Here is a 12,686-nt window from a genome sequence, read left to right as displayed (position 1 = left end):
GAAGAGGGGGTGTGGAGGCGGACACGCAAGCGCACTCTGTCCAATCCCGGCTGCTCTTGTCGCGGGGAAAGAGAGACACGGCGCCCCCTCCCCTGCCCGGCCACCACCCGAGGAGGCGAAGTCTACCCGGGTCGGCGTCACGAGCCGCGGGCCAGCGGCACCGCCACCACCCGCGTGAAGAGCCGCTCGACGTCCGCCCGAAGGCACAGGTCCGTGCCCTGGGAGAGCAGGGCCGCCGTGCCGGAGGCGATGCCCCAGCGCAGGGCGTCCGAGTACGACTGGCCCCGGGAGAGCGACAGCGTCAGCCCCGCCACGAAGCTGTCACCCGCGCCCACCGAGCTGTGCGTCTCGACAGGTGGCGGCGAGGCGCGAAGCTGCGTGTCCCGCGTCGTCAGGAGCGCGCCGTCCGCGCCCATGGACACGGCGAGGACCTCCGCCCGCCCCCGCGCCACCAGCTCCCGCGCCGCCGAGGCCTGGCTGTCCAGGTCCTCCGCCTTCATGCCCGTCAGCTCGCGCAGCTCGCGGCGATTGGGCTTGGCCAGGAACACGCCCTCCTCCAGCGCCACGGAGAGCGGCGTCCCGCTGGTGTCCACCACCACGCGCACGCCCAGCCCCTTTCCCAGTCGCGCGACGCGCGCATAGAAGTCCTCGGGAACGCCCTGGGGCAGGCTGCCGCTGGCCACGATGAACGCGGCGCCCGTGGCCACCTCGCCCACCGCGCTCAGGCAGCGCTGCCACTCGCGCTCGGAGAGCACGGGCCCGGGGAGGATGAAGCGGTACTCGCGGGCGCTGGTGCCCTCGGCCACGGTGAAGCTCTCTCGGGTGGCGCCCTCCACGGGGATGGAGCGACGCAAAAGCCCCTTCGCCTCCAGCAGCTCCTCCAGCAGCAGTCCGGTGACACCGCCCCGCGTATAGACGGCGATGGACTCACCGCCCAGCTCCCGCACCACGCGCGCCACGTTGATGCCGCCGCCACCCGGGTCCCTGCGCACCGTGCCACAGCGAAGCTTGTGCTCCGGGGTGACCTCCGGCACCGACGTCGCGACGTCGATGGCGGGGTTGAGCGTCAGCGTCACGATGTGCGCCATGTGCCAGGTCTCCAGCGGTGGGGAGTGGACGTCCCTCTCGGAACGGGAAGCGCGAAGAGTGCCCCACCCGGAACGTCCTCGCCAGCGCGGGCGTTGCCATCCCCGCGCGGCTGAGGCGAGATGCGCCCCATGCCCTCGCCACGAGGCCCCACGCGGGAAGCGCTCGACGCGGCCATCGGCCGCACCATGCCGGACATCCTCTCGCGCGACCTGCGCGTGCTCTTCTGCGGCATCAACCCCAGCCTCTACTCCGTGGTGATGGGCCACCACTTCGCGCGCCCCGGCAATCGCTTCTGGCCCACGCTGCACCTGTCGGGCTTCACGCCCCGGCAACTGCGTCCCTCGGAGCAGGCCGAGCTGCGCGAGCACGGCCTGGGCATCACCAACGTCGTCGACCGCGCCACGGCGACCGCGGACCAGCTCGACAAGTCGGAGCTGCTCACGGGCGCCGTCTCGCTGGAGGCCAAGGTGCGCCGCCACCGCCCCCGCTTCCTCGCGGTGCTGGGCATGGGCGCCTGGCGCACCGCCTTCGCGAGGCCCAAGGCGCAGCTCGGGCTCCAACCGGAGACGATGGGCACCACGCGAGTGTGGGTGCTGCCCAATCCCAGCGGACTCAATGCCCACTACCAGCTCCAGGACCTGGCCCGCCTCTACGCGGAGCTGCGCAAGGCCTCCGACGAGGGCTGATGCCCGTCCACGTCAAACGATGAGCTTCGCCTCGCGCGCGAAGCGGGTGACGACGGGCTGCACCTTGGGGAACGCGGCGGCGTTGCAGGCCAGCAGGCCGCGCAGGTTCTGGAGCTCGGAGCCGTCATAGCGGTAAGGCGTGCCGCCCAGGTCCGTGAGGATGCCCCCGGCCGAGCGCAGCACCGCCTCCGGCGCGCAGTTGTCCCAGCGGTAGCTCTTGTCGCTGACGTGCAGATAGAGGTCCGCCTTGGACTCCGCGAGCAGGCCGCACTTGACGCCCACCGAGCCGGACTCCTGCTCCCGGGTGATGCCCAGCCGCGCCACCACCTGGTTCGTCAGCTTGGAGCGATGCGAGCGCGACACCACCAGCCGCAGCGACGCGGGCTCCGCCTCGTCCGACACGCGCAGGGCACGGCGCGTGCCCGCGGATTCCACGAAGCCTCCCTGCCCCACCACGCCCGAGTAGAGCGTGTCGCCCACCGGCCGGTACACCACGCCCAGCACGGCCTCGGTGCCGATGGCCAGGCCGATGTGGATGGCGAACTCGCCGTTGCGGTTGACGAACTCCTGCGTGCCGTCGAGCGGGTCCACGAACCAGCAGCGCTCGAAGCGGCCGGCGACGGCGCTGTTGTCGGACTCCTCGGCCACCACGCCGTCACCGGGGAAGGCCCGGCGCAGCGCGTCCACGATGAGGGCGTTGGCCCGGGTATCCGCCTCCGTGACGGGCCCCTGGCCGCCCGCCTTGTCCTCGACGGAGAAGGCGGTGGCGTAGACCTCCAGCAAGAGGGCGCCCGCTTCACGGGCGACGCGGCGGGCGGTGTCGAGCTCGGTGTCGAGTGATGGCATGGGCGGACAGTCTGCCCTCGAATGGGGCCTGGGTGGGAAGTCGAACGTCGGGCAAGCCTGGGGCGAACCGCCCCACGCGGGGCGAATTGCCCCACGGGATTCGGTGTGCTCGCGAGGGAAGTTGGTGGCGCGGCTTCTGCACTGCACGAAGCGAACCGTGAGCGCTCGGGGAGCGGGCCCGCGCCCAGGCCCCCGAGACACCGTGAGGACAGGCCGAGATGATGAAAGCGCTGCTGGCGGGGTTGATCATGCTGTTTGGAGCGATGCTCGCCTTCGGGGGCGGACGCATGCTGTACCGGGCCCATGCGAGCGAGCGCTGGCCCACCACGGAGGGCACCGTGGTGGCATCGGGCGTGGAGACGGTGCGCAACCGGCGCAGCACCCGCTTCCATCCGGAGGTGCGCTACGAGTACGCGGTGGGCGGCCACACCTACTCGGCGGACACCATTTCCTTCGGGGGCAATGACACGGGCGCGCTGCCGGATGCCCAGCGCCTGACGCACCGGTATGCCTCCGGCACGAAGCTGCCCGTGCACTACGAGCCGGACGACCCGGCGGTGGCGTGCGTGGAGTGCGGCGGCGCGGGGACGTCCAGCTACGTGGTGATGCTGGGAGGCCTCGCCGTCGCCGGAATCGCGGGCGCGGGCATGGTGGACATGGCGCGCGCGGACGTGCGCGAGAAGCGCCGCCTCAAGGGACAGCGGCTCGCGCGGTAGCCTTCAGCGCCGTCGCAAGGTGAAGACCGGGCCATTCTGGGCGACGACGGTGTACCCGCCCAGGTCACCGTCCACGTTCTGGCCAAGCTGGAGCGGATTTGGGAACGTGGCTTCGTCGAAGAAGATGAGGAGCTTGTCGCGAGTGTCGATCAACTCCAGGGGTCCCAAGGGAGCCGTCGCGAACACCTGCGGCACCGGGTCGGGGGCCAGCTCTTCTATCGTCTTGGTCAGGCTGACCGCCCACTCGTCCCGGTGGGACTGGATGCGCGTCTTGAGGTTCTGGAACACGACGGAGCCCCGGGCGGGGTTGGGGTTCATCCGGTGCTGGATGCGGGTCTCGCTCCAGTGTGCCTCGAGGAGGAACAGCCGCTTCTTGGCCTGGCGGACATTGTCGGGCGTGCCGTTTTCATTCAGCGAGAGGGTGATGTCCGCGCAGAACTGCGCATGAGACATGGACCGCATCGCCTCCAGACAATGGCCGAGCGAATACTTGCCCGCGTAGCTCTGATACACGCGCACCTCGTCACCCAGACGCTCGACCATGAATGAGTGAGGCTTGCGCGAGATGCGACAGTAGTAGGGGCTGGGCGTGTTCGTGAGCAGGGCCAGCAGCGCGAGGGTGCCGATGTCCGTCACGGCCGGCGCGTTTCCCCCCGTCGTGGTGACGTCATCCATCCAGGAGGACGTGGCGCCACAGGAGCCCGACTCCAGGCCGTTCTTGGCGGTGAACTCCACGTATTGGGCGAGCGTCATGGCACGCAGGGAGGCCACGGAGACCTTCAGGTCGAACTTCTCGACGACCTCCTCGAGGTCGCTCGTCGTGGAGCTCGCATAGGTGGCGAAGGGCTCGCCCACGAACATCTCGATGGTGGAGAGCGAGAGCCGCGACTGGAACTTCTTCCCGTCGGCGGCGGCACGTCCGAGCAACTCGTCGAGCGGCGGATGCGCATCCGAGCTCTGGATGTAGCGCTTGACGTCGAGTGCCTTCCCGCAGTGGGTGACCTTGCCGCGCCAGCCATTCCAGCACCTCAAGCAGATGAAGAACTTCTTGCCGCACTTGTCACACTCGAGGCGGACTTCCATGTCCTCGCGCTTGCAGAAGCTGCACAGCATGAAGTCTCCCAGTCAGGTGGGCCCCCTCAGAGCAAGCCGTGTACCCGGGAGGAACTCTCAGTAAAGACAAGGACCTCCACGGCCCGGTGCCTCGCCAGCGCGTCCGGACCGCACGCGCCCGCGTCCGCGAGGCACGCGAATCAGCCCGGTGCTCGCTCGCAGCAGAGCCACGCGTGCACGAGAGTGAATAGGATGCGGCGGGAACTTGGGACCTGGGGTGCTGGATGCGGCTGCGGTGGCTGCCGCCCTCCTTTCAAGCCCGGCGCGACTTCGGCCTGCTGGCGATTGAGACCATTCGAAAGGGCATCTGGCGATGAGCGTGGACGAGCTTGTAGAGCAGTTCGCGGACAACGTGGCCGCCCAAACGGACGCAATCTGGCGAGGCGATGCCAGGACCGGCAACAAGCACGCGAGAAAGTATATCTCCGCAGTCGACACACTTCGCGAGCATGGAGATACAGGGCGCGAGGCACTGACGACGCTCTTCAAGCACCCGCGCATGGATGTCCGTGTCATGGCCGCCGCATACCTGCTGCGTTATCGAACTCAGGAAGCAACAGCCGTCTTGACGGAAGCCACCAAGGAGGAGGGCTTCGTCCCCTTCAAGGCAGCGCAGGCGCTGAAACGCTGGGAGGAAGGGACCTGGGCTCTCGACGCGGAGTAGGTCGCGGGGGCCTGTCGAATAGCCGCCACATCCCCTCTCGCCCCTGCTCGCCAACGACACAGAGAACGGGAGACGACCCTGGACGCCGCCCACCCACGTCCTGCACTCCACATACCTCGGAGCGGAACACCGTGCGGCCTCGAGTCCCCTGTGTGAGGCTCCTTGCCTCTCGAAGGAGACCCCGAATGTCCGTCACCCTCCGCCCCGCCCAGCCCTCGGACGAGCCCGCCCTGGGCCGCATGGGCGCGGCGCTCGCCCGGCTCCACCACGAGTTCGACCCTCAGCGATTCATGCTCCCGGACGACGTGGAGTCCGGCTACCGCTGGTGGCTGGGACGCGAGGCCCGCAAGGCCGACGCCGTCGTCCTCGTCGCCGAGTTGGACGGTGAAGTCGTCGGCTATGCCTACGGCCGCGTGGAGGACGTGGACTGGAACGCCCTGCTGGACCGCTCCGGAGGCTTCCACGACCTCTGGGTGGACGCGAAGGCGCGCCGCGCGGGCGTGGGCCCCCTGCTCGCAGAGGAGCTGATGCGCCGGCTGACGGCCCTGGGCGTGCCGCGCGTCGTCCTCCACACCGCCGCCAAGAACGAGCCCGCCCAGCGGATGTTCGCGCGCCTCGGGTGGCGCCCCACCATGGTGGAGATGACGCGCGAGGCGACCTCCACGCCCGACGCCCCCAAGAAACCCTGACGCCTCCGCTCAGATGTCGAAGATGAAGATGCCCCGCCACACGCCCACCCTCGCCCCGTGCGTGCGGCCCTTCATCGAGAGCTTCGTCGGTACGTTCTTCGCGGTCTCCACGCCTGCTGCCGCTGGTGGGGTGCGCCCGCGCCGCGGTGGGCGTCAGAGCTTGGGGATGAGGACCACGTCCTCGTCCTGCTCCAGGCGATACACCCCATCCACGCCCCGGCAGCGCTCGGTATGAAGGCGCAGCTTCCGGTCGAGTTCGCGGGCCTGCTCAGGGCTCATGGCCGCGAGCTGCTCCGCGGTGAAGCAGCCCTCGAGCACGAAGAAGCGGCAGAGCGTGTACATCTCCTCGAAGGTCTGCGCGACGAAGCCGCTCATCGTCGGGAGCACCTCGTGCGGCAGATGTTTGCCGCGCACGGTGTCCAGCATGAGTTCGCCGAAGTTCAGCGTCTCCGCGAAGTCACGGCACAGCTCGTAGGTGGGCCCTCGCGCGGCGGCCATGATGAGCAGACAGTAGCCTCCGGGACGGACGAACGAGAGCAGTCTGTCCATGAAGGCGCCCCAGTCGGCGAGGGGCACGTGGTACAGGACGTGTGAGCACAGGACGAGCTCGTACTGCTCGGCGGAGTCGAAGCGCTCCAGGGGCTCGACGAGGACCTTGGCATTGTCGAGCTTGAGTCCTGAAATCTGTTCACGGTTGGGTTCGAGCAACGTGAGTGAGCCGAAGTGCCGCGCGAGTCGCTCGGCCACCTTGCCGGACCCGGCGCCCACGTCCAGCAGCGCGCGCTGGAGCGGAAGCCCTGGGAGCATCCGCTCCTCGACGACGCGCGCGATGTTCTCGGGGTGGCGCGCGGTGGCGGCCAGCAGACGAAAAGCCGTGGCGTATTCCTGCGGCGACATCGTGATTCCCATATCAGCCCCCTGCTTCTGTTGAGATGCCAGTCCCAGTGCCCCGCGCTGGGATGGGAACCAGCGTATCGCCGCTTCGGGCGCGGAGCACCGGTCTGGGTGCGGGGGAGCTTGAGCGGCCATCGAGACGAAGAGGGCGGGCCGCCAGTGATTCCGGCGGCGTGCCCCTTTCGTCACATGCCCAGCCGGCGCACCAGCTCCGCCGGCACCGGATAGACAGCCTCCGTGGGCAGCAGGCGCGTGGCCTGGTCCGCGCGACCGTCGTCCAGGTGCTTGCGCAGCTTCCGCACCAGGGGCGTCAGGTCGGTGATGGAGACCACCCAGTCGTCCACGAAGCGCTGGATGATGCCTCGTCCCAGGCCCACCTGGATGCTGTCATGGGGCAGGCCCGCACCCCGCACCGTGCGCTCCGGGTCCCACTGGACATGGACGGATGCGTGCTCGAAGGCCTGCCGCCAGACCTCTGGGGAGCCGTGGGCCCTGGGCTCGTAGCCCGTGAGCACCGCCTCGCCGAGCGCCGCCTCCCAGCCGCTGCGCCGGATGCACACCGCCAGCGTCCGCTCCTGCCCGCTCTTGCGGCCCCAGTTGGAGCGATGCATGAGCCACAGGAAGCTGGGTTTGATCCACGTCATCCGCCCCACGGAGAACGGCGGACCGAACTTCTGCTGCCTCACCGCCACGTCCGCGATGGCGTCCGGGTAGGCCTGGTACACCACCAGGGACGCCCGGTCGAAGTCGGCGCGAATCTCCCGAGCGGAACTCACCGCCAGGTGCTCGCCGGGGCAAGAAGCCTGTTGCCACCCGTCGTCATGTCTCGCACATTAACACAGGGGTCTTCATCGCCCCGCGCCCCTGGGTAGTCCCAGGATGACCACACCCAAGAAACTCTCACCACCTGGAACACTGTGACAGAAAATGTCACACCCCTCACGCATTGCGGGAAATGCAATGAAGTTGCTCCTGTCGACTTGTTCCTGAGCTGCGTTTGACTTCACCATGGCGACCTCATCATTGGTCTGGGGGAAGCGCATGCTCTTGAAGCGAGGTCGCGGAGTCGTAGGCGCCACGGTGCTATGCCTGACATTGGGGGCCAGCGCCGAGGCAAGTACACCCAAGGACGGCAAGGATTCGGTTCCCCTCTTCGTCAGCGGGCAGTTTGGCGCCGCGCCCACCAGCGCCGCCGCCCTCCGAGGGCTCCAGCCGGCGACGCTGGCGCCCGTCATCGAGCGAGTGGCCCCGCTGTTCAAGGTGAAGCCCGAGCAGCTCTTCCTGAAGAAGGCCTACGTCAGCTCCGACGGGGAGGCCCACTTCCGCTACGGCGTGCGCCTCAACGGCGTGGAAGTCATGGGCGCGGAGCTGCGGCTGCACGGCCGCGATGGCCAGGTCCGCCTCGCCAACGCCATGGCACGCACCGACCTGCCCGCGCCGGTGGGCGCCGCCGTCTCCGCCGAGCTGGCGATGGAGTCTGTCCACAAGGACCGCGCCACCCCGCCCAAGTCCGTCATCGCCGGCAAGCCGGAGCTGGTCTACTGGCGCGACAGCGACCAGTACCTGCTGGCCTACCGGATGCGGGTGACGGGTGTGCAGGCGGACGGCACCGCGGTGGACGACACCGTGCTCGTCAACGCGCGCAACGGAGATTTGTTCGAGCGCTACACCAACATCCACTCGGCGCTGGTCCGCCGGGTCCATGACGGACTGAACGGCACCACCCTGCCGGGCCCCCTGCGCCGCCAGGAAGGCGACGCGCCCGTCGCGGACCCCATCGTCAACGCCTCCTATGACAACCTGGGCTCCGTCTACAATTGCTACAACGAGCTCTTCGGCCGCGACTCCATCGACGGCGCGGGCGCCCCGCTCATCGCCACCGTTCACCACCGGGTGAACTATGTGAACGCGTTTTGGGACGGCGAGCAGATGGTGTTCGGCGACGGCGACGGCGTCAATTCCATCAACCTGGCCCTCGGCCTGGACGTGACGGCGCACGAGCTGACGCACGCCGTGACGGAGATCGACTCGGGCCTCATCTACTCCGGCGAGTCGGGCGGCCTGAACGAGGCGCTGTCCGACATCTTCGGCGCCGTGTGTGAATGGCACGCGGAGAACAAGACCCTCAACGCCGGGACGTACCTGGTGGGCGAGGACATCTGGACGCCTGGCATCGAGGGAGATGCCCTCCGCTACATGCCCAACCCCACGCAGGATGGGGACTCGCTGGACGACTACGGCGACTACACCTCGGGCGTCGACGTCCACTACAGCTCGGGCATCGCCAACCTCGCCTTCTATCTGCTCGCGCAGGGTGGCGCGCATCCGCGGTTCCCCGCGCGCCCCGCGGTGACGGGCATCGGCATCGAGACGGCCGGCCGCATCTTCTACAAGGCGAACCGGGACTACTTCCTCCCCGGCACCAGCTTCGACGCGGCCAAGGCCCTGACGGAGCAGGCCGCCGTGCAGTTGGGCTACAACGCGGCGACCGTCGCCTCCGTCACCGCCGCATGGAAGGCCGTCCAGGTGGGCGTCGTCTTCGAGCCCCCGAACCCGCACACCCTGCAGCGCAACGTCCCCATCGTCCTCTCCGGCGCCCGGGCCTCCAAGGAGTATGGCTTCGGTGAGGTGCCCGAAGGCGCGACGAACCTGCGCTTCACCCAGTCGGGCGGAACGGGCGACGCGGACCTGCATGTCCGCTTCGGCAACTACCCGACGACCGCCTCCTACGACTGCCGCCCCTACACCTCCAGCAACAACGAGACGTGCACCTTCGCCACTCCGGCGCCCGGCAAGTGGTACTTCATGGTCAATGGCTTCACCGACTACGCCAATGCGTCGCTGGTGATGACGTACCAGGGCGGCTTCTTCCCGCTCGAGCCCAACGTGCCGGTGGGGGGCCTGTCTGGCGCCACGAACGACTCGAGCGGCTTCTTCGTCCAGATTCCGGAGGCCCCGGAGGGCGGCTACCGCAACGTCACCGTGAAGGTGGAAGGCGGAACGGGCAACGCGGACCTCTACGTCCGTCGCGGCGCCATCCCCACCCACAGTGATTACGACTGCCGCGGCATGAAGGAGACCAACGCGGAGCGCTGCGACCTCAAGTACGTCGAGGGCGGCAAGTACTACGTGTGGCTCTACGGCGCGAAGGGCGGCTACCAGAACGCGTCGCTCGTCGTCACCTATCGCTGACCTGTGAAGATGTGAAGCGGCCCACCCGACCCGAGGCATGACGCCTCGGCGGGTGGGCCGTCGCATTTCCGGCGAGGCCTGGCCGCCTGTCTCAACTCCTGACATTGCGTGACCTGGAATGTCTCACGCACCGCGCCGCCGCCCCTCGAGAACGAAAGACTTACAACACCGGGAACTTCCCACGGGTGATTCCAGACCTGTCCGATGAATGAAACGCAATGAAGTCGTGGCTGGTGACTTGTCATTGAACTGCGTTTGGCTCCACCATGGCGACCTCATCATTCATCCGGGGGAAGTGCATGCTCTTGAAACGAGGACGCGGAGTCGTCGGTGCCACGCTGCTATGCCTGACCATGGGGGCCTGCACCGAGGCGAGCCCTCCGAAAGACAGCAAGGAAGCGGTGAACGCGAAGACCTCGGAGGCACTCACGGGTGCGCACCAGGTCCTCGCGGCCGACAAGGACTCCGTGCCCACCTTCGTCAACGGGCCCTTCGGCGCCGCGCCGACCACCGAGGCCGCCCTCCGAGGGCTCCAGCCGGCGACGCTGGCACCCGTCCTGGCGCGGGTGGCCCCGCTGTTCAAGGTGAAGCCCGAGCAGCTCTTCCTGAAGAAGGCCTACGTCGGCTTCGACGGGGATGCGCACTTCCGCTACGGCGTGCGAATCAACGGCGTGGAGGTCATGGGCGCGGAGCTGCGGCTGCATGCGCGTGATGGCCAGGTCTTCGCGGCCAACGGCGATGCGCGCGGTGACCTGCCCGCGCTCGAGGGCACCACCGTCTCCTCGGAACTCGCGGTGGAGCAGGCCCTGAAGGACAAGGCCTCGCCGGCCGACGCCACCCTCGTGGGCAAGCCGGAGCTCGTCTACTGGCGCGACGGTGGACAGCTCCTGCTCGCCTACAGCCTCCGCATGAAGGGCGAGTCCCAGAAGGGCGAGCCCGTGGACGACACCGTGCTCGTCAACGCGCGCTCGGGTGACGTCTTCGAGCGCTTCACCCATATCCACAACGCGCTGAACCGCCGGGTCTACGATGGCAACCAGGGCCCTGGCCTTCCGGGCACCATGAGTCGCATGGAGGGAGACCCTCCGGTCCTCGACCCCGTCGTCAACGCGGCCTATGACAACACGGGGGCCGTCTGGCGTTGCTACAAGGAGCTGTTCAACCGCGACTCCTACGACAACGCGGGCGCCGCGCTCATCACCACCGTTCACCACCGGGTGAACTACGTGAATGCGTTCTGGGATGGCACGCAGATGGTGTTCGGCGACGGCGATGGAACCACCGCCTCCATCCTGCCCTACGCCATCGACATCACGGCCCACGAGCTGACGCACGCGGTGACGGAGTACGAGTCGAACCTCATCTACTCCGGTGAGTCCGGCGGCCTGAACGAAGCCATCTCCGACATCTTCGGCGCCGTGTGCGAGTGGCACTCGGAGGGCAAGGTCATCAACGAGGGGACGTTCATGATGGGCGAGGACGTCTGGACGCCACACATCCCCGGGGACGCGCTTCGCTACCTGTACAACCCCCGACTGGATGGCAGCTCGCTGGATGACTACGCCGACTACAGCTCGGGCGTCGACGTCCACTACAGCTCGGGCATCGCCAACCTCGCCTTCTATCTGCTCTCGCAGGGCGGAACGCATCCACGCTTCCCAACGCGTCCCGCGGTGACGGGCATCGGCATCGAGAAGGCCGCCCGTATCGTCTACAAGGCGAACGCGGACCTCCTGACTGCTTCCTCCAGCTTCGAGGCGGCGAAGGTCGCCACGGAGCAGGCCGCCATCCAGCTCGGCTATGACGCGGCGACCGTCGCCTCCGTCACCGCCGCTTGGAAGGCCGTACAGGTGGGTGTCGTCATCCTTCCCCCGGACGCCCCCCCCCTGGAGCGCAACGCCCCCGTGGTCACCTCCGGCACCCGTGGCGCGAAGAAGTATTTCCGCGGTGAGGTGCCCGAGGGCGCGACGAACCTGCGCTTCGCCCTGTCGGGTGGAACGGGCGACGCGGACCTGTATGTCCGCTTCGGCACCCCCCCCACGACCTCCCTCTATGACTGCCGCCCCTACACCTCCGGCAACAACGAGGCGTGCGCCTTCGCCACTCCCACGCCCGGCACCTGGTGGGTGATGCTCAATGGCTTCACCGACTACGCCAACGCTTCGCTGGTGATTACGTTCCAGGGCGGCTTCTTCCCGCTCGAGCCCAACGTGCCGGTGGGGGGCCTGTCCGGCGCCACGAACGGCACCAGCGGCTTCTTCGTCCAGATTCCGGAGGCCCCGGAGGGCGGCTACCGCAACGTCACCGTGAAGGTCGAGGGTGGAACGGGCAACGCGGACCTCTACGTCCGTCGCGGCGCCTTCCCCACCCACAGCGACTACGACTGCCGCGGCATGAAGGAGACCAACGTGGAGCGCTGCGACCTCAAGTACGTCGAGGGCGGCAAGTACTACGTGTGGCTCTACGGCGCGAAGGGCGGCTATCAGAACGCGTCGCTCGTCGTCACCTATCGCTGACCTGTGAAGATGTGAGGCGGCCCACCCGACCCGAGGCATGACGCCTCGACGGGTGGGCCGTCGCAGTCCCCGCTGCCCCCGTGAGGCCGCACGTGCGCCCCCCTTCCACTCGGGTGGGCGCGCGGAGCGTGGGCCCCGGGAACAGCCCCTCGCCGCCACCTCGCACGAGTGGACCCTGTCGCCCCTGGTGGACGCGTCCTCCGTTGCTCGTTCCCGAGCCCGCCTCCCAGCCTTCCAGGCAGCGCCTCTTGCCTACCCGGGCGAGCGTGCACACCGTGCCG

The 12,686-nt window shown here is 68.4% G+C and carries 11 protein-coding genes; 6 read left to right on the top strand and 5 right to left on the bottom strand.

Going from position 1 to position 12,686, the window contains the following annotated elements; translation table 11 throughout:
* Positions 1 to 137: 137 nt before the first annotated feature.
* Entirely contained in the window at positions 138 to 1,088 is a 951-nt protein-coding gene (locus G4D83_RS27830) for a 1-phosphofructokinase family hexose kinase (protein ID WP_163867881.1), read from the bottom strand.
* Positions 1,089 to 1,217: 129 nt separating this feature from the next.
* On the opposite strand from G4D83_RS27830, the gene mug reads away from it, so the two are divergent.
* Positions 1,218 to 1,775: a G/U mismatch-specific DNA glycosylase gene (mug, locus tag G4D83_RS27825; RefSeq protein ID WP_240356676.1), complete on the top strand. Its 558-nt coding sequence runs from the start codon at positions 1,218 to 1,220 to the stop codon at positions 1,773 to 1,775.
* 12 nt (positions 1,776 to 1,787) lie between these two features.
* Here the strand turns inward: mug and G4D83_RS27820 are convergent, their stop codons facing one another.
* Positions 1,788 to 2,621 (bottom strand): 3'(2'),5'-bisphosphate nucleotidase CysQ family protein, encoded by an 834-nt coding sequence (locus tag G4D83_RS27820; RefSeq protein WP_163867880.1) that lies wholly within the window; start codon positions 2,619 to 2,621, stop codon positions 1,788 to 1,790.
* Between the two features lie 218 nt (positions 2,622 to 2,839).
* Here G4D83_RS27820 and G4D83_RS27815 point away from each other — a divergent pair, with 218 nt between their 5' ends.
* Complete coding sequence (locus G4D83_RS27815) at positions 2,840 to 3,337, top strand: DUF3592 domain-containing protein (protein WP_163867879.1); 498 nt, start codon at positions 2,840 to 2,842, stop codon at positions 3,335 to 3,337.
* A gap of 3 nt (positions 3,338 to 3,340) precedes the next feature.
* Here G4D83_RS27815 and G4D83_RS27810 read toward each other — a convergent pair whose 3' ends face one another.
* Entirely contained in the window at positions 3,341 to 4,450 is a 1,110-nt protein-coding gene (locus tag G4D83_RS27810; protein WP_163867878.1) for a hypothetical protein, read from the bottom strand.
* Positions 4,451 to 4,763: 313 nt separating this feature from the next.
* Here G4D83_RS27810 and G4D83_RS27805 point away from each other — a divergent pair, with 313 nt between their 5' ends.
* On the top strand, positions 4,764 to 5,114 hold the full coding sequence (locus G4D83_RS27805) for a DUF2019 domain-containing protein (RefSeq protein ID WP_163867877.1): 351 nt from the start codon (positions 4,764 to 4,766) through the stop codon (positions 5,112 to 5,114).
* 185 nt (positions 5,115 to 5,299) lie between these two features.
* Positions 5,300 to 5,803, top strand: a complete 504-nt coding sequence (locus G4D83_RS27800; protein WP_163867876.1) for a GNAT family N-acetyltransferase — start codon at positions 5,300 to 5,302, stop codon at positions 5,801 to 5,803.
* Between the two features lie 153 nt (positions 5,804 to 5,956).
* On the opposite strand, the gene G4D83_RS27795 is transcribed toward G4D83_RS27800, so the two are convergent.
* Positions 5,957 to 6,700 (bottom strand): class I SAM-dependent methyltransferase, encoded by a 744-nt coding sequence (locus tag G4D83_RS27795; RefSeq protein WP_240356674.1) that lies wholly within the window; start codon positions 6,698 to 6,700, stop codon positions 5,957 to 5,959.
* Positions 6,701 to 6,882: 182 nt separating this feature from the next.
* The gene (locus tag G4D83_RS27790; protein ID WP_163867874.1) at positions 6,883 to 7,473 is read right to left on the bottom strand and encodes a DUF4291 domain-containing protein; all 591 of its coding nucleotides are present in this window, start codon (positions 7,471 to 7,473) and stop codon (positions 6,883 to 6,885) included.
* A 265-nt stretch (positions 7,474 to 7,738) separates the two neighbouring features.
* On the opposite strand from G4D83_RS27790, the gene G4D83_RS27785 reads away from it, so the two are divergent.
* Together G4D83_RS27785 and G4D83_RS27780 are read left to right on the top strand one after the other, a co-directional pair.
* Complete coding sequence (locus tag G4D83_RS27785; protein ID WP_163867873.1) at positions 7,739 to 9,889, top strand: M4 family metallopeptidase; 2,151 nt, start codon at positions 7,739 to 7,741, stop codon at positions 9,887 to 9,889.
* A 299-nt stretch (positions 9,890 to 10,188) separates the two neighbouring features.
* Positions 10,189 to 12,405 (top strand): M4 family metallopeptidase, encoded by a 2,217-nt coding sequence (locus tag G4D83_RS27780; protein ID WP_163867872.1) that lies wholly within the window; start codon positions 10,189 to 10,191, stop codon positions 12,403 to 12,405.
* Positions 12,406 to 12,686 lie beyond the last annotated feature (281 nt).

This window comes from Myxococcus eversor, from assembly GCF_010894455.1.
Classification (GTDB): domain Bacteria; phylum Myxococcota; class Myxococcia; order Myxococcales; family Myxococcaceae; genus Myxococcus; species Myxococcus eversor.
This window is presented reverse-complemented; position numbering and strand designations above follow the sequence as displayed.